12 protein-coding genes are annotated in these 20724 nt (G+C 40.9%); 8 read left to right on the top strand and 4 right to left on the bottom strand.

Translation table 11 applies throughout. The features are described 5' to 3' along the window. Nucleotides 1–82: 82 nt before the first annotated feature. Complete coding sequence (hpnJ, locus tag H6G41_RS17460) at nucleotides 83–1528, bottom strand: hopanoid biosynthesis associated radical SAM protein HpnJ (RefSeq protein WP_190747452.1); 1446 nt, start codon at nucleotides 1526–1528, stop codon at nucleotides 83–85. Nucleotides 1529–1753: 225 nt separating this feature from the next. Next, a complete protein-coding gene (locus tag H6G41_RS17455; protein WP_190747451.1) occupies nucleotides 1754–2584 on the bottom strand; it encodes a squalene/phytoene synthase family protein in 831 nt (276 codons plus the stop codon). Nucleotides 2585–4418: 1834 nt separating this feature from the next. Here H6G41_RS17455 and H6G41_RS17450 point away from each other — a divergent pair. The 4 genes from H6G41_RS17450 to H6G41_RS17435 all read left to right on the top strand — a co-directional run bounded on the left by H6G41_RS17450 (nucleotide 4419) and on the right by H6G41_RS17435 (nucleotide 13003). After that, nucleotides 4419–5966: an ATP-binding protein gene (locus H6G41_RS17450; protein ID WP_242037960.1), complete on the top strand. Its 1548-nt coding sequence runs from the start codon at nucleotides 4419–4421 to the stop codon at nucleotides 5964–5966. Nucleotides 5967–5986: 20 nt separating this feature from the next. After that, on the top strand, nucleotides 5987–6376 hold the full coding sequence (locus H6G41_RS17445; RefSeq protein ID WP_190747450.1) for a response regulator: 390 nt from the start codon (nucleotides 5987–5989) through the stop codon (nucleotides 6374–6376). Between the two features lie 146 nt (nucleotides 6377–6522). Next, the gene (locus H6G41_RS17440; RefSeq protein WP_190747449.1) at nucleotides 6523–8916 is read left to right on the top strand and encodes a TIM-barrel domain-containing protein; all 2394 of its coding nucleotides are present in this window, start codon (nucleotides 6523–6525) and stop codon (nucleotides 8914–8916) included. Between the two features lie 241 nt (nucleotides 8917–9157). After that, nucleotides 9158–13003, top strand: coding sequence for an ATP-binding protein (locus H6G41_RS17435; protein WP_190747448.1), 3846 nt, complete (start codon nucleotides 9158–9160; stop codon nucleotides 13001–13003). Between the two features lie 85 nt (nucleotides 13004–13088). Here the strand turns inward: H6G41_RS17435 and H6G41_RS17430 are convergent, their stop codons facing one another. Further along, the gene (locus H6G41_RS17430) at nucleotides 13089–14708 is read right to left on the bottom strand and encodes a helix-turn-helix domain-containing protein (RefSeq protein ID WP_190747447.1); all 1620 of its coding nucleotides are present in this window, start codon (nucleotides 14706–14708) and stop codon (nucleotides 13089–13091) included. Nucleotides 14709–16187: 1479 nt separating this feature from the next. Between H6G41_RS17430 and H6G41_RS17425 the strand changes: the two genes are divergently transcribed. The 4 genes from H6G41_RS17425 (at nucleotide 16188) to H6G41_RS17410 (ending at nucleotide 19885) form a co-directional block, all read left to right on the top strand. Then, nucleotides 16188–16535 carry a hypothetical protein gene (locus H6G41_RS17425; protein WP_190747446.1) on the top strand — a complete coding sequence of 116 codons (348 nt, stop codon included), beginning with the start codon at nucleotides 16188–16190 and terminating at the stop codon, nucleotides 16533–16535. Further along, nucleotides 16532–17377, top strand: coding sequence for a cytochrome c oxidase subunit II (coxB, locus tag H6G41_RS17420; protein WP_190747445.1), 846 nt, complete (start codon nucleotides 16532–16534; stop codon nucleotides 17375–17377). The genes H6G41_RS17425 and coxB overlap by 4 nt, the downstream gene beginning before the upstream one ends. A gap of 7 nt (nucleotides 17378–17384) precedes the next feature. Further along, entirely contained in the window at nucleotides 17385–19037 is a 1653-nt protein-coding gene (gene ctaD, locus H6G41_RS17415) for a cytochrome c oxidase subunit I (RefSeq protein ID WP_190747444.1), read from the top strand. A 236-nt stretch (nucleotides 19038–19273) separates the two neighbouring features. After that, nucleotides 19274–19885, top strand: coding sequence for a heme-copper oxidase subunit III (locus tag H6G41_RS17410; protein ID WP_190747443.1), 612 nt, complete (start codon nucleotides 19274–19276; stop codon nucleotides 19883–19885). Nucleotides 19886–20079: 194 nt separating this feature from the next. Here H6G41_RS17410 and H6G41_RS17405 read toward each other — a convergent pair whose 3' ends face one another. Next, complete coding sequence (locus tag H6G41_RS17405; protein ID WP_242037959.1) at nucleotides 20080–20628, bottom strand: DUF1524 domain-containing protein; 549 nt, start codon at nucleotides 20626–20628, stop codon at nucleotides 20080–20082. Nucleotides 20629–20724: the final 96 nt, after the last annotated feature.

Genomic DNA, 20724 nt, shown 5'->3' with positions numbered 1-20724 from the left:
ATCATTGTTGATCCACGAGGATATCTGTGAACCCGCCCCTACAACAGTCAACAGTTAACCGTTAACATTTACGCCCTTGTGCCTAATTCCCTGCGTGTGCAGCAGTCTGCTGATTACGGCGTTCTTTGAGGTAGGTGAAGAACTCTCCGCCTTCGCGCAGGCGACGTACCATCATTTGTCGGTCTGTCAACATTTCTTTGACAATAGGGATGATGGCTTTAGGACGGAAGTAGAATTTCCGGTACATGCGCTCAACTGCATCCTCGATTTCCTCGCTGGAAAGGGTGGGATATTGCAGGGTTGAGGTTTGAATACCGGAGTTTGCTACTAGGGATTGGTTGGTAAACCAGCCGTTGGCTTTGGCTTGTTCGTAAAGTTCTGTGCCAGGGTATGGTGCGGCAATGGAAACTTGAATTGTATGGGGACTGAGTTCGCAAGCGAAGCGAATTGTCTCTTCTACGGTTTCTTGAGTTTCAACTGGTAGACCAATAATAAAGGTGCCATGAACAGTGATGCCGAGTTTGTGGCAATTTTTCATGAATTCCCGCGCTACTTCTAGCTTGATGCCTTTTTTAATGCGGTTGAGAATATCTTGGTTACCAGATTCAAAACCGACAAGTAGCAAGCGCAGGCCGTTGTCGCGCAGGGTTTTGAGGGTGTCATAGTCTAAGTTAGCACGGGCGTTACAACTCCAGGTGAGTTTGAGACGCTTCATGTGTTCGCTAATTGCGATCGCTCGATGTTTGTCGATGGTAAAGGTATCATCATCAAACATATACTCCCGCACTTTATCCCCAAAGATGGCTTTGGCTTCTGCCATCTCCCGCCCGACAACTTCCGGGCTTTTATGGCGGTATAAATGTCCGCCTATTGTTTGCGGCCACAGGCAAAAGGTACATTTTGCCGGACAACCGCGCCCAGTATAAAAAGATATGTAGGGATGCAGCAGGTAGCCGATGAAGTATTTATTAATATCTAAATCGCGGGCATAGGTAGGTAACACGCTGGGCATAGCATCCCAATCGTGAATTAAGGGGCGCTCTTCATTGTGACGCACGTTAGCGAACTTATCGCGATAGCTCAAACCTTTAATATCTTCCCAAGCTACGCCTTCTGCTAGTTCCTTACAGGTGTAGTCAAATTCGTTACGACATACAAAGTCAATGACTGGGTGATCCCGCAGTGTTTCTTCTGGTAATACTGCCACATGGGCACCAACAAAGCCTATCTGTACGTCTGGATTTTGGGCTTTTATCGCTTCTGCACACTTCACATCATTAGCCAATGATGGTGTACTGGTGTGCATAATTACCAATTCATAATCTTTAGCGATTTTCAGTACATCTTCTACAGTTTGACCATGTGGTGGCGCATCCACCAGCTTACTACCTGGCACAAGTGCAGCAGGTTGGGCTAGCCATGTGGGATACCAAAAAGAAGTAATTTCTCGCTTGGCTTGATATCTGGAACCTGCACCCCCGTCAAATCCATCAAAGGAAGGAGGACTGAGAAACAAAGTTTTCTTCATTGATAGCTCTCCTTAAAATGTCCAAGGTTAATAGTATTTGGGCATGGGGCATTGGGCATGGGGCATTTCAATTTTGGATTTTGGATTTGCGATAGCGCAGCGTTAGCGAGTCCGCGAGCGTCTTTTGGATTGGGTTTGAATCTAAAATCTAAAATCTAAAATCTAAAATTCCTTGTCCCCCTGCTCCCTGCTCCCTGCCCCCCTGCCTTCTGCCCCCTGCCTTTCCTAACTAGCTTTAATGTTCACATCAATAAATTGCTTGAGCAGTGCCAAAACATCATTGCGGCTGAGTTTTTCTTTGCCGTTGGCTAGGGCATCTAGTGTTCCATGTGCCAAGGTGAGGGGAATTTGGCAAAAGTCTAAAGCTGGCCCCGTACCTAGGCTTTGAGTGTAAGCGTCTGCTAGGGCTAGATTGCGGCGTGCATATTCGTGCATCTTGGCAGCATTCCAGCCTTCGGGATAAAAGTCTACGCCCCGTTTTAAGTCTTCACTGTGGTTACGTAGGATGTTTACTGCTTGTAAACCCCTGCCAAAACCAATGGCTTGAGTACGGTTGGTTTGGGTGCCATCATACCAAGCCCATAAATCAGATAATAACAAGCCCACCGCACCTGCAACCCCAAATGTATAACGATCTAAATCTGACTCTGTGGCAATTTTCCAGTTATTTTCTGCCCAGTACGCCATTCTATCTGCCATTGCCGCAGTGGCGTCCCAAATTCGGGGTGCGATCGCTTCTGGTGCTAAAATTGACCATTCCCTAATCCCAAGGGTAACTTCTGGTAAAGTATTCTCATAACCATTAAACCCTGAGGAAAAGGCATCAACAGCAAAACCATCAACCCCCGCTTGTAATGTCAAACTAATTGTGCGTAACAACTGCGCTTTAGTTGGGTTATCTAGTTCTGGATGATCTTCAATTTCATCAATAGCGCGCATACACAAGTATGCTGATGCAACTGCTTCTTGTAATCCTGGCGGTAAAAGACTAATTGGAATGTAAAAAGTTCGACTAGTTTCTTTTAGGATTTGCAGTGCATCTCTACGTAAATCCATGTTTTCACTCCTCTCTTGATTTTCACACCACATGAAGTTTTCGTTTTTTTTGATGATACTTGATCTAATTTTTACTAAACCTTAAGAACTGTTTTTTAGCTAGTATTTCCTCTAAAAATTAATAGTTTAAGGTATCACAATTAACAAAAAGCTCAAATCGCTTAAAGTCTAGTCTAGTATATAGTCCTTTGGTGACAAAAATGCATGGTATAGGGGATGAGATGGCTATCATAATTTTTTAGCGTAATGACAAATAATTATGCTAAATTTTGTTTAAATATTTATTTGCAAATTTTTCTCCTACCAACAGCTAATTTGCACAAAAGTAAATTCGCTGAAATATTGATGAGTCTGACTAGATTATCATAGTTCTTGTATCTGTAGAGACTAATTGCTAATTTTTTAGTAAACAGTAATAGTCACCCAAGACAGCGTGAATACCTGTTGTTGAAGCAAACTCAGCCCCTAGGGTATAATGAATCAAGAGTGGGATAAATCAATATTGCTGCCAACCTTTAGAGGTTGTTTGAAAAGTTTTTAGCTGCAATTTTAGACACTTATTTATCCCCAGTCCTTAAAAAGCTACCCTGTATACACAAGTCTTATAACCTCGCCCCATAACGTTTCGATCCCCCCTAACCCTCCTTAAAAAAGGGGGAATTAGAATTAAAGTCCCCCTTAATAAGGAGAGCTACTCCGCCCTTGCGGCTTCCCGCAGGGTAGGAAGTGGCGTGGATTTAGGGTGATCTAAAGGTTTTCGTTACCTACAACAGGACTTTTAAAACATTCTTTCAAAGTATTTACTACATCTTTGCAAGAACTTCACCTAAATTTTATATTTTCACTAAAACGAGTTAGCAAAATCCGCAATCGCTTTCTCAAAATGCCATTTTACTTACTTGAAATACCATTTTACTTACTTGAAATGCCTTAACGCCTACTCATTTTGGTGTTTTCCGCAAGTGAAATGCCTTAACGCCTACTCGTTTTGGTGTTTTCCGCAAGTGAAATGCCTTAACGTCTACTCATTTTGGTGTTTTCCGCAGGTGAAATGCCTTAACGTCTACTCATTTTGGTGTTTTCCGCAGGTGAAATGCCTTAACGCCTACTCATTTTGGTGTTTTCCGCAGGTGAAATGCCTTAACGCCTACTCATTTTGGTATATTCAGTAAGCGGAAATAAACTACCCATTCCAAATTAATAAAACGTTTACTCTGTCTTAATTTTGAATTTTGAATTTTGAATTTCGCCCGGCGGTATTAACTTGTTTCTCTGGAGAGATACAATATAAATCTTTAATTGTTGCTGCTGTTCTACTTCATAAAATATGAAAAGGATAAAAGAAAAAATAAAACTATTTTTTCTTTTATCCTTTACCGTTGTTTTATTCCGACCGTTACCAGAACTAACTTGAACAGTTGATTCTAGTTATTGTTTGTAGATTGTAAACTTTTATTTTAATTAAATTATCTACACACCGATAGAAATAAATTATCTACTTTTTTATGGATGCGATCGCTAGAAATATCGGGATTTTCTCAAATATATATGCCAAGAAATGTGTGTTATTTTTTGGGTAAACAGGGAAAAATAATATTGAGATTTAGCTGTTGTTTTCTGTGTTCTAAGTACTTGAGCTTTGCTATCATCTCATAATCAACAGTATTTGGGGTGCCGCTGACAGATTTTTTGACTGTTATAGCAGTCATCATTGCTTCTTAACCTCTATTGCCTAGGATGTATGTTTAATCACCTCTATCTTCTCTTGAAGGGTCAGTTGACTCAGGCTCCAGTCAAGCTTAAGTCTAAATCTTCGACGTTTTCTACTTTGTTGATGGCAATTATAGTTGCGATCGCCACAGCGGTGGCAATTTATCAACTCAATCAGATGGCAGAAAGCAGCAACAACACCAGACTACTTTTAACTCAAGTCAAAGAGCAAGTCAGCAGACTCAATGCCTTAGAATGGGAGGGTATTTCTAAAGGTACAATTGATGAGGATTTAACAGAAGAACTGGCTGAAAATAAAGAAAGTACAAGCATCATTTTGAATGAGCTACGGCAAATTGATCGACAAGATAATTTGAATAAATTATTTAGCCTGCATCGCCTCTATAGAAAACAAATTGATGGTGCCCTCAAGCTAGTCAGCGAAGGTAAAATTAAAGAAGCAATGCAAATCGATGCCGATGGTATTGATAAAATATATGATGAGTTATATGCTGAAGTTTTTACTCTAGAAAAATATTATGTAGAGCAAAAAGAGCAGAGAAGAAAAATAGCAGATATTGGTACTACATTTTCGTTAATATTATCAGCCGCTATTATTGGGGGTTTATCATATAATTTTAATCGGCGATTGTGGAATAAAAACCAAGAATTAAAAGCTGCCTTGACAGAACTGCACCAAACCCAAGATCAGTTAATTCAAAAAGAAAAAATGGCATCTTTAGGTCAACTGATTGCGGGAATAGCCCATGAAATTAATAATCCTTTAGGGATTATCAAAGCATCGGCAAGTAATACAGATAAGGCATTACAAGAAGCGCTCGCAGAAATTGCTTCTTTACATCAGCACTTGGACAGTAAAGAACAAGAAATTTTGTTTGATATCGTTAATAGGGCGCTGCAAAATCAACCGTCCCTAGGTTCGCAAAAAGACCGGGTGCTAAAACGCAAAATTACCAATACACTTCAAGAGAATGATATTGACAATGCTAGATACATTGCCGATCTGTTGATGGATATGGGTATAACTGAAGATATTGAATCTTTGTTACCTCTGCTAAAAGGTGATTCAGGAGAATGGGCTATACAGTTTGCCTATAACCTCACTTCCTGTTTTATCAACAATCAGATGATTAGCAATGCTGTGGATCGTTCTGCTAAAATTGTTTTTGCACTCAAAAGCTATTCACATTTCGATCAAAGTGGGAAAAAACAGTTATTAAACGTAACTGAAGGATTAGAAACAACCCTGGCTATTTATCACAATCAACTCAAACGTAATATCAACTTAATTCGAGATTATCAAGATGTACTAGACATTTGGGGTTACCCAGACGAACTAATTCAAGTATGGACAAACTTGATTTTTAATGCTATTCAAGCAATGCCATCAGGAGGGACGCTGACTATCGCCACCCGTCAGCAAGAACAGGAAATTGAGGTAAGCATTACAGATACAGGATCTGGCATTTCCGAAGATATACGGCAAAAAATATTTGATGCTTTTTTTACCACCAAACCTGCTGGTGAGGGAAGCGGTTTAGGATTACATATTTCCCGCAGAATTATTGATAAACATCAAGGGCGCATAACATTAGATACTAAACCAGGGCATACTCAATTCAGTGTGTGGTTGCCCATAAAGTCTGTTTAAATAGGTCAAGGAAATTTATTATGTCTGATGCTGCTATTCTTTGTGTAGATGATGAAGTTGCAATTTTAAAGGCACTGAAGGAACAACTTAAAAGGTTATTTGGCAATAAGTATATCTATGAAGTTGCGGAAAGTGCGGAAGAAGCCTGGATTGTGATTGATGAATTAGAACAGGAAGAAATCAAAATTCTCATCATTGTCTCTGATTGGCTAATGCCTAATGTGAGAGGAGATGAGTTTTTAACTCAAGTTCATCAACGCTTTCCCGAAGTGATTACTGTCATGTTGACAGGACAAGCTGATGAAGCCGCAATTGAGCGTGCTAGACAACAAGCTAATCTTTATGCTTGTATCCGCAAACCCTGGAAGGAGGAAGATTTACAGGAAGTTGTAGGTGTAGTCTTGAATTAAAAGATTGTCATTTGTCATTTGTCATTTGTCATTTGTCATTTGTCAACCTTCAGTAGGGGCGGGTTGATTGAGAATTATCGTTGTACAGTGAGGATATTTGTGAACCCGCCCGTACAACAGTCAACAGTCAACCTTCATCAGTTATCATGCCGCAATATTTTGGGAAATTACCGACAACTAACCAACCTTGGAACAATATCGGTAGTGTACAGGCTGTAGATTGGAGCGAGCGCACTGTTAATTTTGATTGTGGGAATTCGCGGTTACACATTAGTATACTTTCCCCTAATTTAGTTCGCGTCAGGTTCGCACCGACTGGAGAATTTACTCCCCGGCGTTCTTGGGCGGTAACAATGGATGATTCAGAATGGACGCAAGTACCTTTTAAAGTCCAAGATAATGAGACTGCGGTAGAAATTACTACGGGAAAAATCCGCTTGTGCGTGGAAAAGCAAAATTCTCGCCTAGTTTGCTTTGATAACGCTAATCGTCCCTTTGCGGAAGATGTGGATTTGGGGATAGGTTGGCGCAGAGGTGCGGTTGCTGGCTGGAAGAAAATCTACGCCGATGAGCATTTTTATGGCTTTGGGGAACGCACTGGTTTTTTAGATAAACTCAGCCAAGTCAAAACTAACTGGACAGTTGATGCTTTAGATTACGATGCATTGACTGATGAAATGTATCAAGCCATTCCCTTTTTTATGGCGTTGCGTCCAGAGTTGAGTTATGGCATCTTTTTTAACACGACATTTTGGAGTCAATTTGATATTGGTGCAGCACAGCCTGGTGTATGGAAGATGGAAACACGAGGCGGCGAGCTAGATTATTACATTATCTACGGCCCCGAACCAGCAGACATTTTGCGTATATACACGCAATTAACAGGGAGAATGCCGCTACCACCCAAATGGGCGCTAGGTTATCATCAATGTCGCTGGAGTTACGAATCAGAAGATGTGGTGCGGAAACTGGCGCAAGAATTTCGTCAGCGTCGCATTCCCTGCGATGTTATCCACTTGGATATTGATTATATGCAGGGTTATCGCGTGTTTACCTGGAGTCCGAAACGCTTCCCGGAACCAGCAAAGTTAATTGGCGATTTAGCACAGGCTGGTTTTAAGACGGTGACAATTATCGATCCGGGTGTGAAGTATGAACCGGAAGCTAATTATCAGGTTTTTAATGAAGGGCTAGCTAAGGATTATTTTGTGCGTAAAGCCGATGGCGCGTTATTCCACGGCTATGTTTGGCCGGAAAAGGCGGTTTTTCCCGATTTTTTACGTTCTGATGTGCGTCAGTGGTGGGGTGATTTGCACAAAAGTCTCACCGATATCGGTGTGGCGGGAATTTGGAATGATATGAATGAACCCGCCATTGATAATCGTCCCTTTGGGGATGGGGGGGAGAAGATTTGGTTTCCGCTAGATGCGCCGCAGGGGGATGAGGGGGACAAGGGGGACAAGGGGGAAGATTTTCAATCTAAAATCCAAAATCTAAAATCTAAAATTGATGTGACGCATTTGGAGGTGCATAATTTATATGGGTTGATGATGGCTAAGGCTTGTGCTGAGGGGTTAAAGCGTCATCGGCAGCAGGAGCGATCTTTTGTGTTGACTCGTTCGGGGTATGCTGGGGTGCAGCGTTGGTCTGCGGTGTGGATGGGGGATAATCAATCTTTGTGGGAACATTTGGAAATGTCCTTACCCATGCTGTGTAATATGGGGCTTTCGGGTGTGGCGTTTGTGGGTTGCGATATTGGTGGGTTTGCTGGTAACGCAACTGCGGAATTATTTGCCCGATGGATGCAGGTGGGAATGCTTTACCCTTTGATGCGGGGACATTCGGCTATGTCTACGGCGCGTCATGAACCTTGGGTATTTGGCGATCGCACAGAAAATATCTGTAGAGAATATATTAACCTGCGCTATCAACTATTACCTTATATCTACAATCTGTTTTGGGAAGCGGCACAAACAGGCGCTCCGATTTTAAGACCTTTATTTTACCATTATCCGCGCGATCGCCAAACCTACACAATTTACGATCAGGTATTTCTGGGAGCTTCCCTAATGGCTGCACCGATTTACCGTCCTGAGGTTGAGTATCGCGCTGTCTATTTACCCGCAGGTACTTGGTATGACTGGTGGACGGGAGAACAATACGCAGGCCCTACCCATATTCTGAGTCATGCACCATTAGAAAAAATGCCACTGTATGTCCGTGGTGGTGCGATTATCCCCATGCAGCCAGTGCAGCAATATGTCGATGAATTGCCACAAAACTCACTGCGTTTGCGTATTTGGCCTGGTGAAAACCAATACTTATTTTTTGAAGATGACGGAATTAGTAATAGCGGTCACAATCAAAACTATTCTTTAAGAGAAATCAGAGTATATACGCAAGAAAATCAAATTGTCGTTGATATTGTGCCTAGAGTAGGGGAATGGATACCACCAGAGAGAGAAGTAATTGTTGAAGTAGTTGGGATTGGCGAACAACGCTTTACTGATAATGGCAGCGCTTATACCTGGAGATTTTAACATTTACATAGGGCTGAACAGGCAGGGGCACTTCGACTTCGCTCAGTGCCCAATGCCCAATGCCCAATGCCCAATGCCCAATGCCCAATGCCCAATACCCAATGCCCAATAAAATATGCATATAGATAGATGAAATTAAAAATTAAATTAAAGTATCATAAAATACCAGAATATAACCCACTAGACTCAAAAACACAATGAAATTGGCTTGGCACGTTTAGATGGGGTTACAAAAACCTGGATGTTAAACAGAAACCGCTGGCGTCTGCAAGTTCTCGATCAACTCCCCACACAAGCGTTGATAATACAAGTCAGTAGTGCGATCGCTATATTCATCGGTGGATTTGTACTTATTGGCTGGGGCTTAAACATTGAATTTCTCAAATGTGTCTGTTCTAGCGGTTTAGTGACAATGAAGGCAAATACAGCCTTAGGTTTTATATTGTCTGGTGTGTCACTGTGGTTAGCTCAGAATCTCAACAAAGAAAAAGGTGGTTCTTTACAAAATAACGCCCGTTACCTGTGGGGTTCTCGCTTTTTTGCCATATTGGTATTGCTTATTGGTTTGTTGACAGTTGTTCAATATGTCTTTAGGCAGAATTTTGGCATTGACGAGTTATTATTCCGCGAGTCCCCAAATGCGATATTCACAGCGCAGCCAGGGCGCATGGGATTGAATACTGCACTTAATTTTATGCTTGTCGGTAGATCCCTAGAATTAGCGGTGCATCAAAAAACCTACCGCAGCTATTGGTATTCACAGTTTCTCGCCCTGATTGCTGGTTTAATTGCCTTTCAAGCGTTAATTGGCTATACCTATCAAGTACATAGTTTATATGGCCCACTACCTTATTCAACTTCGATGGCGTTACACACAGCTATCACTTTTATAGCGCTGTGTATTGGAATTATGTGGACAAATCCAAACCAGGGATTCATGCGAGTAATTACTAGCAATACCGACAGCGGTTTGTTGTCTCGCAGGTTATTATTAGCTGCGATCGCAGTTCCGTTTGTTGTGGGATGGTTAATTGTTCTCGGTCAAAAAGTTGGTGGCTATGATACGGCGTTTGCTATATCATTGTTTGCGATTATCGTTATGGTGATTTTTGCCATCATTATATGGCAAAGTGCCACAGTAGTGGAACGCCTGAGTAAACAACGCGATCGCGTGCAAGATGAACTCAAAGCCTATGAAGCCAAACTCAGAAGTTTTGTTGATGCAAATGTCATTGGCATTTTATGTGGTGATATCTATGGCGGTATCCAGCAAGCCAATAACGAATTTTTATCTCTAATTGGCTACACGCAGGAAGATTTATTAGCCGGAAGAATTAGCTGGAGCGAAATTACACCCCCAGAATACCTTTATTTAGATGAGGAGAGAATCGCGGAAGCTCAAGCAAGCCCTAATGGTGCTTGTACTCCTTATGAGAAAGAATATATCCGCAAAGATGGCAGCCGTATCCCAGTTTTATTGGGTTATGTACTTGTGGGCGAACAACGTCAAGAGTCAGTAGCATTTATTCTCGATTTAAGCGAACGCCAACAAGCCAAAAAACAAATTATCCAACTCAACAAGGATTTACAACGGCGGGTTACTGAGTTACAAACTTTGCTCGATGTCATTCCCGTTGGCATTGGGATTGCTGAAGATCCTGAATGTAAAAATATCCGCGTTAACCCAGCTTTTGCTAAATATTTAGGAATTTCAGCTAATAACAATGCTTCCCTTTCTGCGCCACTGGAAGAGAAACCGAATTTTAAAGTCTACCGTGAAGGTAGGGAAATATCTGGAGAAGAACTACCCATGCAGTATGCTGCTGCTCATGGTGTGGAAATTATGGATTTTGAAGTTGATGTTGTCCAAGACAATGGCAACATCGTTAAACTGCTGGAATATGTTGCACCCTTATTTGATGAGGAAGGTAATACTAGAGGTTGCATTGGTGCATTTTTAGATATTACAGAACGCAAGCAAGCTGAGGAATTGCTACGCAATCAGCAAAAATGGCTAGAAGATGTCCTCAATTTAATGCCCAAGCCACTATTATTTATTGAACCGGGAACAGCAAGGGTAACTTTTGCTAATCGCGCAGCGAATGAAGTAGCTGGGGGCGAATTTCCTCAAGGCATACCAGTCGAAGATTACAATAAATTTTATTATTTCACCGATGCCAATGGTGAACGCCTAACGAATGACCAAATCCCCGCAGTGCGGGTAGCCCGTGGAGAACGCCTTGATGGCTTAGAGGTAGATTGGCATACAAATCAAGGTGTGCGTTCTCTTTTGATATTTGCTGATACTTTGCCCGCAATGCATGGTTATCCGGCTACCTGTGTATTAATTTTCCAAGATATTAGTAATATTAAGCAGGTAGCAAAAGCCCTGTCTTTAGGTTACAAGCGGCTGCAACTTTTATTTGATACGGCTAGTGAATTGTTATCCAGTCAAAATCCTGTGGCTTTAGTTGATAGTTTATACCGTAAACTTGCTGAACAGATTGGGCTAGATATGTATTTAAATTACCTGTTAGAGGACAACTCGCAAGTCATGCATCTCGCCTCATCTACAGGTATTTCTGAAGAACTGGCAAAAGAAATTGAGTATCTGGCTGTGGGAGCAGCGGTATGTGGGACGACAGCGCAAACAAAATGTCAGATTGCTTTAGATAATGTGCAGCAATCAACCGATCCTAAAACAGCCTTAATTCGCTCAATTGGCATCACAGCTTACTATAGTTACCCCTTAATTACCCAAGGACAGCTTTTAGGTACTCTTTCCTTCGGCAGCCGCACCCGCACGCGCTTTACTGATAATCAAAAGGGAATGATGCAAGCAGTTTGCGATCAAATAGCGATCGCAATGGAACGGGCGCGGTTAATTTCTTCTTTGCAGCAACAAACCGAACAGTTGCAAGAAGCTAACCGGATGAAAGATGAATTTTTAGCCATACTATCCCATGAATTGCGATCGCCCCTCAACGCCATCCTCGGTTGGGCACAATTATTGCGATCGCGCAATCTCAGCGAAATGCAAGCTAGTCGGGGTTTAGAAACCATCGAACGCAATGCCAAAATCCAAACCCAGCTAATTGAAGACTTGCTGGATATCTCCCGGATGATCAGAGGTAAGTTGCGGTTAAATGTGGCTACTTGCAATCTGATTTCCATGATTAACTCAGCCTTAGAAACCGTGCATCTCGCCGCCCAAGTCAAAGAAATTGACGTGCAATTTCATCTGCCAGATCATAACTCTCAATTTTTAGTTTCTGGTGATGCCGAACGCTTGCAACAAATTATTTGGAATTTATTATCCAACGCCATCAAATTTACCTCACCTGGCGGTAAAATAGACATTAAGCTGGCTAAAATCGTCGAAAAATTCAAAGGTAATCTAACTAGCTACGCTCAAATTCAAGTAATAGATACAGGTATTGGTATTAGTTCCGAGTTTTTGCCCTACGTCTTTGATCGCTTTCGCCAAGCAGATAGTTCTAGTACCAGAAAGCATGGCGGACTGGGATTAGGTTTAGCAATTGTCCGTCATTTAGTCGAATTGCATGGCGGTATTGTGCAAGTCTCTAGCCCAGGGGAAGAGCAAGGTGCAACATTTACAGTCAAGCTACCGCTGTTATCGCCCACACAGATAACAATTTCCCAAATACACCAACAAGAAAATTCTCCATCAGTGTTGTTGCCTTCCTTATTAGGCGTGCGGGTGCTAGTTGTGGACGATGAAGCCGACAGCCGAGACTTTATCATGACTGTACTGCAACAATCCCAAGCTGAAGTCCAAACAGCCCCATCAGTCAAAGAAGCCTTAGAGATTATTGCCCAGTGGAAACCAGATGTCATTGTCAGTGACATCGGTATGCCAGCAGAAGATGGTTACTCATTCATCCGCAAAGTGCGATCGCTTTCCCCAGAGCAAGGGGGAGATATTCCCGCCGCCGCCCTCACAGCTTATGCGAGAGCCGAAGACAGAATGCGCGCTATTCAAGAAGGTTATCAGCTACATTTACCTAAACCCATCGAGCCGGCGGAGTTAGCCACAGTCGTTGCTAGCTTGGTTGGGCGTGCTTGAAAAAAGAACGCAGAAGGCAGAGGGGAGTATTGACGAAAAAATTTTCATCGCCATGAATGAAAGATAAGGGAAGAGAGACTAATGACTAACTTCCACCTACAGAATTGGAATTGATCCCTAATGCTTTTCTTAATAATATCTGGTCTTCTAACTTAGCTTGAAATCGCCCATTTTCAATATCCCGAATCCAACTTTGACTTTTACCTGTTAGCTGTGCCAAATCTCTTTGACTCAAACCTAGTCTTTTTCTCGCCTCAAGAATATACTCGGTAGAAAGGACTATCTGTTGTTTTAACTTGGTTTTACTCTTATTAGTTCGCTGGCTTTTTTTCTTTGACTTGCTCAGTTGTTTTCTCCATTCTGGTGGCATTTCAAAGTATAGGATGCGGGCATTCATTAATCGATTCCACTTACCACGAGGAGCCGCATCTGTTAATCGCGTACTATTACTACCATCATCAATCCAGAATTCTAATGCTGCTTCTGCATCCTCTGGAATATCAACTAATTTTGCCCATAAGGGTTGAATTTCTACAGGATAGGTAACGGGATCGAATATCGGTTTAAGTCCATAATGATTGAGTACTTCTAAATCGCTTTCAAATATTCTTAAAAGGCGTTGGCGATGTTCTGCTTGCAAAGCTACTTGGCTTAATTTTCCCTCGCCATAAGCTACCCTCATCAAAGTGGGGATAGTTACGCGCTGTTCTTTACCCATTTTGGTTTTAAATAATAACCACAGCATCATCCGCGCTGCACCTTCATGCTGTTGCCAAATACTCATGACAGTATTTAGTAAAGCTTTAGGTAAAGTACCATATTGATAGAAAGCAGTCCGTTCTTTGCAAGCTTGGCGATTTAAAAAATACTGTGCCCACTCTCCAGCTTTAAGTTTAAAAGTTAATCCTACAAGATGTTTACAGCCTAAATCATCTTCTTGAAAGTGGTGCTGAATTTCTAATAAATGCCACAACCGACTGTTTTCTAAACTCACACCCTGAATCTTACCTTTTCCAGGTAAATTAATCGAAGCTACCAGTTTACAAGGTTGCTGTACTAGGTCTTTAATTAAAGCTAGTTTGGTAGATTTATTTAAATCTTTGCGCTTATCCAGTCCTAAATAATCTTCAATTTGTTTGTCATTAATAATAAATTCTTCTGCCCAAGGCTGCTCTAAATTAGTTGCATAAGCAGCATAGATTAAATGCAAACAAGCAGATCTCAGATCAAATTTCTCAATTGCAGAGACAGCTTTTGCACCTTTGAGGGCGACTGCTGGGGTGGAATCAACACTATCTGTCACCCGAAAAGCGATCGCACCTTTACCACCATTAATTTGTCGTTGATAATATAACTCTCCCTCTGCATCCATATCCCAGACTAGAGATTGGCGTTGCGCTAAAACGTTGCACAATTCCCAAATCACAATCGCGGAAGCAAAAGGATGACTATTTCCGTTAGTAAACAGCTTCGCACTGACAACAGTTTTGGCGTCAACCTTGCATCTGCCCTTTTTCGCCTGATAAGGTACTGGTGAATTCACTGGACAGGAAAGCACACACTGTGGTGTCAGATAACCTTCACAGTTATCACACAAACTAGGATCGATCCAGTACTCACCATCTATCACTTGGATAGCACCTTGAGGACACTGAGGAAGGCAATTATCACACTGAATACAGCGCTTAGTAATGGCGTAGGACATGGTTTTATAAGTGTTATTTTCAGGTTGAAATGCTAAATAAAGCCGTAAATATCTGTGAATTACAGCTTCTGTTGATTCCTCTCGGTGGCAAATATGCCGAATTTACTGGATTTTACTAATAGGCGATCGCCAAAAACTTTCTATTACTTAAAACTGATTGCACACCACTGAATAATTGTTGTAATATCCTCATTCTTCTATCTTTACATTAGTAACTTTTTTAACCAAAAAATTATGAGAATTTTGTTCGTTTTGAACCATTATATGAATCTTCATATTTACCAAAAAATTATTAACCAGAGTAGTTGACTCTAAAATTTAGTTACTAATTCTAACATGAGCGTAACAAAATTATCCCTAATGGTTAGGGGATTTGAAGAAAAGCATAAAAGGTAATTAATTGCTATAAAAACATGAGTTTTTTAAGAATTAGCGCAAAATAGCGACATGTCAGCCTGGCAAAGATTTATAGCTTGCAAAATCATCAAATCTTGACATTATTTTCGTGATATAAATCTGCATCATAGCTGGGAAAAATCAAGTCGTTTATTTCGCCAACTTCTTGAATAATTTTCCGAGCTAACTTCTCACTCATAATTAATCCCTGCCAAGGCTTATATTCGGTGAAAATACGAAAAATTTTCTGATTTTCTGCAATTTATTCAAAATATCTCAACTGTTTTGAAATTGATTAATACCCAACTAATTTGGAAGCTTGATTCACATAAGTGTGTGAAGTGAATTGTGCTTTTCTGATGAATTAATGAGACAGATTTCCAAGAATACATTAACAAATAGCTGCCTCTATTACCTCAGTAGAGCTGGGTATGGGTGACAAAAACACTAGTACTTCTGACTATAAGTAAATATTCTTAACCTTAGAGAAATACTAGTACCCCGACTTAAGAAAACTTTGAAACTCTGATGCTGCAAGGGTTTAGACAGTTGAGTACATGCTTAATTACATGCTATGAGAAAACCAGGTAGCTGATATAACACTTCTGATATACAGGTCGGATACAAGTGTCATCAATATTCCCTAGCAGTTCTATTTTGATATATGAACAGATAAAGAGATAAAAAGCACAAGGAGGAGAAGAGTTTCCGCATCAATATTTAAGGAAATCTAAAGCATTAAGGAATTCTAAACTATTAAGAAAACCTAAAAAAATCACTCAAGCTGCGGAGATTTTACCCACATAATCTTTTTTCGTGATATATATCACAAAATATAAGTAACCAAGGAAGAAATATTTTCATTTCTTGGTTGTGAGATGGTATCGCGATTAGCTGACTCTCGACTTTCGTCTTCATATCCAAAGTGCTGAGAAGACAAGATCAAGAATATCTTCATATATCCAAGAGGTTATCTGTGATTCGTAAAGATTATTGACATTTAAACCCTGTAATTAACCGGATTGAAAATGCAGTACCTATACCGCCGCATTTCTGAAGATATGCGGTTTCGCAGTGATGCTTATGCAACCGAAAACATTAAAAATTATCACAGTAATTTTATTAACCTTAGTAGTGCTTTCTCCCGCTTTAGTAGCAATAATCGTAGTTTGGCAAGAACATCTAAATTTTATGGCAACACAAAATTTATTGTCTGCCATGAAAAATGGTCAACAATTAATTGAGCGTCCAGAAAATCAAACTATTTATGCATTATTATGGTTGATAATTTTGGCTCCCATTGGTCTTTGTTTAGGAGTGAATTTGCATAATAGCTATGTTGCTTATCGGGCGGCGATGCGACAAAGAAAAATCAAAATATTGCAAAGAATGTGGCAGCAACAGCCTTATCCAGAGGAAATTATTTTATGAAACAAATACCCCTTGGGATCGTCACTTTAATAGCAGGGATCTTAATTACTCTCATTAGCTTGTGGGTCGGACAAAATAATCATTTGCTGCCAGAACAAGCTTCTGCCCAAGCGCCTTTAGTAGATAATTTCTTTAACGTCATGGTAGGCATTGGTACTGCTTTATTTTTAGTAGTACAAGGTGCGATTTTATTTTCTGTCATTAAATTTCGCCGTCGTCGTGGAGATAACAGCGATGGAGAACCAATTGAAGGTAGTTTTTCCCTAGAGATTTTGTGGACTATCATCCCTGGAATCATCGTCATTGGATTGGGAATTTACAGTGTTGATGTTTACACAGAAATGGGCGGGATGGATGCCATATCCCATCACGGGATGAGTCACGAGTCGATGATAGCAGAAGCAAAATCTAACCCCATTGGCATTGGTTCCACACCTGTCAACGAAGGGAAGCCACCAGCTTTGGTAGTCAACGTCACGGGAATGCAATATGCTTGGCTGTTCAACTATCCCGATAACAACGTCAATACTGGCGAATTACACGTTCCCATCGGTCAAGATGTACTGTTAAACATCTCTGCAAATGATGTGATTCACTCATTTTGGGTACCTCAGTTTCGCTTGAAACAAGATGCAATACCCGGACAAGCTACACAGTTACGCTTCACCGCCACCAAAACCGGAACCTACCCCATAGTTTGTGCCGAACTTTGTGGTGGCTATCACGGTAGTATGCGTACTTCCGTAGTCGTCCACACCCCCGAAGAATACGATCGCTGGTTAGCAGAAAACCAAGTAGCCCAGCAGCCAGAAATGGATGGAACCGTTGCCGTAAATCCTTAGTTTTTCTATGACACAATTACAAAATCCGCAAACCACAGCAGTCGTTACCGCCCACGAAATACCCCATAGTTGGAAATGGTACGACTACTTTACGTTTAATATTGACCACAAAGTCATTGGCATTCAATATCTGGTAACAGCCTTTGTGTTTTACCTGATTGGGGGATTGATGGCTATGGCTATTCGCATCGAATTAAATACGCCAGATGCAGATTTTCTCGACCCCAATCTGTATAACGCCTTCATGACGAATCACGGCACATTGATGATTTTTATGTGGATTGTACCAGCCGCCATTGGTGGATTTGGTAACTTCCTGATTCCGTTGATGGTGGGGGCGCGGGATATGGCGTTTCCGAAATTAAATGCGATCGCTTTTTGGTTGAATCCCCCAGCCGGCGCATTACTTTTAGGTAGTTTCTTTTTTGGCGGTTCCCAAAGCGGCTGGACTGCTTACCCACCATTGAGTTTAATTACCGCTAATACTGCCCAAACAATGTGGATTTTAGCGATCGTTTTGGTGGGAACTTCCTCAATTTTGGGGGCGTTAAACTTTGTCGTCACCATCTTGAAAATGAAAGTCCCCAGTATGCAATGGATGCAAATGCCATTATTCTGCTGGGCAATTTTAGCAACTTCAGTTTTAGCCCTGCTGTCTACCCCAGTGCTAGCGGCGGGATTAGTGCTGTTATTATTTGATATTAACTTTGGCACTTCTTTCTTTAAGCCAGATGCAGGCGGAAACGTGGTGCTTTATCAGCATTTATTCTGGTTTTATTCCCATCCTGCCGTATATTTAATGATTTTGCCCATCTTCGGCATCATGTCCGAGGTGATTCCCGTTCACGCCCGTAAACCGATATTTGGCTATAAAGCGATCGCATATTCTAGTTTGGCAATTTGTATTATCGGTTTATTCGTTTGGGTACACCACATGTTTACCAGTGGTACGCCCTCTTGGATGCGGATGTTCTTTACCATTTCTACCCTAATTGTCGCCGTTCCCACAGGCGTGAAAATTTTTGGCTGGGTAGCAACTCTATGGGGTGGTAAAATTCGCTTCACCAGCGCCATGCTATTTGCCATTGGCTTGCTATCCATGTTCGTTGTTGGTGGATTGGGCGGTGTAACTTTAGGCACAGCACCCTTTGATATCCACGTTCACGATACTTATTATGTCGTCGGTCACTTTCATTACGTCTTATTTGGCGGTTCTGTCTTTGGTATCTATGCCGGAATTTATCATTGGTTTCCCAAAATTACCGGCAGGATGATGAATGAAACTTGGGGAAGAGTTCATTTCGCCCTCACTTTTGTGGGTACTCACCTCACCTTCCTACCCATGCACCAGTTGGGATTACAGGGAATGCCGCGCCGAGTCGCCATGTATGACCCGCAATTTGCCGGAATCAATCATATTTGTACCATTGGCGCAATGATTCTTGGCATATCTGTATTACCCTTCTTCTTCAACGCCATTTGGAGTTGGATGTATGGTACCAAAGCCACAAATAACCCTTGGGATGCACTAACTTTAGAATGGACAACCGCTTCCCCACCAGCGATTGAAAATTGGGAAGTATTACCTGTAGTCACTCACGGCCCCTATGATTACGGGCGCAATTTAGAAGTTACCGAAACAGCCCAAACCGCAGCCTAAATTTAAACAGTTTTTGCGGTACATCAATATATTCTAGAGGGCATAGCATTGCCATGCCCCTACCATCTGTCCCATTCTTTTTTCAAATTGATATTAGAAACTATCTAACCTCTTAACTCTGCGTTCTCTGTGTCTCTGTGGTTTTATGATTTAATCGCAGAGGACGCAGAGGACACAGAGAGAAAAGAAAGCCTTGAGACTACACCGTCCAATTATTTATCTAGAAATTGGAATTTATGCAGGATTCAACTTTGAACGCCCCAGAAATAGCCTTAGCTTCAGCCGCTTCTCACGAACACCACCCAGACTTGCGAGTGTTTGGGCTGCTGACGTTTCTGGTTTCCGAATCTTTAATGTTTGCTGGTTTTTTCGCCACTTACCTGATTTTGCGTGGTGGCGCAGAAGTCTGGCCGCCAGAAGGTACAGAAGTAGAATTACTCGTACCTACAATTAACACAGTCATCTTGGTTTCTAGCAGCTTTGTCATTCATTTGGGCGATACAGCGATTAAAAAGAACAATGTCGCCGGAATGCGCTTGTGGTATGGAATTACGGCGCTAATGGGAGCCATTTTCTTAGGCGGTCAAGTATATGAGTATTTGACACTGGGATATGGCTTAACTACCAACGTGTTTGCCAACTGCTTTTACTTGATGACTGGATTTCATGGTTTACACGTATTTATTGGGTTATTGTTAATACTTGGTGTTCTGTGGCGATCGCGCTGTATCGGTCATTATTCTGCAACTAAACACACTGGCATTGAAATGGCGGAAATCTACTGGCATTTTGTAGATATTATCTGGATTATTCTATTTTCGCTGCTGTACATATTGAGCCTATTTTAGACCACGTTTTAGTTAGTTAAGTTGAGGGGAAATTATCTCCCATCCCTGCTGTTTAGAACCGGACATGTGCCTTTTGGCGCATCCGGTTCTCAGCAAACTTCGTTATGCTCATGCATAGATATTGATGATAAAATTTAGCAATAAATGAGGTGTGTTATGTTTTTTTATCGCCTAAACTAAATTTGTTAACTATATTAAATTTGAATTAAGTTTTTTGTAAACGTGACAAGTAATTCTACTCTTTTATCTATAAAAGCTTTGAAATTATCTTGGAAGGTATTGTATGGGCATAAAGCACGATCTAAAATCTCTTTTAATGCCTCTTTATCTTTTGGCATCATTGTTATATACTGTGATGGTTTCTTAGCTGATATTTTTTTGTTTTCTGAACTATTTAAAAAACAAAAATTAGCTAAACAGTTAATATAACTATCTTCAAACCGTAAATCCTTTAAATATGCTTTTGGATAAATATGATGAAACTCTGTTCTGTTATATTTTTGCAATACTTTATCTAGGTCAATAGATGCGCCTGACAGAAAAGATTTTGGATCATTATTAGCTAGGATTAAAATAAATGTTTTAGTATTAGCGTTATCAAAACGGAATCGGTTATTTATAAAAAAATCTTGGTCTATCTTACAGTCAATATCTCCAAAAGTGCTAGCTTCGCCATTTTTTAGCTTAATTACTTCTTCAATATCACTAATAATAACTTTCTTACTTTGAATACTATATCCCAAACTCCGCACTTCAAATTGAAGTATAAGGAGATTACAAGCAAGAGAAAAGCGCAAAGATAAAAATGATTAAGAAATAGAATAAAAATGGATATCTTT

The organism is Tolypothrix sp. FACHB-123 (genome assembly GCF_014697075.1).
GTDB lineage: Bacteria > Cyanobacteriota > Cyanobacteriia > Cyanobacteriales > Nostocaceae > Aulosira.
The sequence above is the reverse complement of the archived record's forward strand: the minus strand, read 5'-3'. Positions and strand labels throughout refer to the sequence as shown.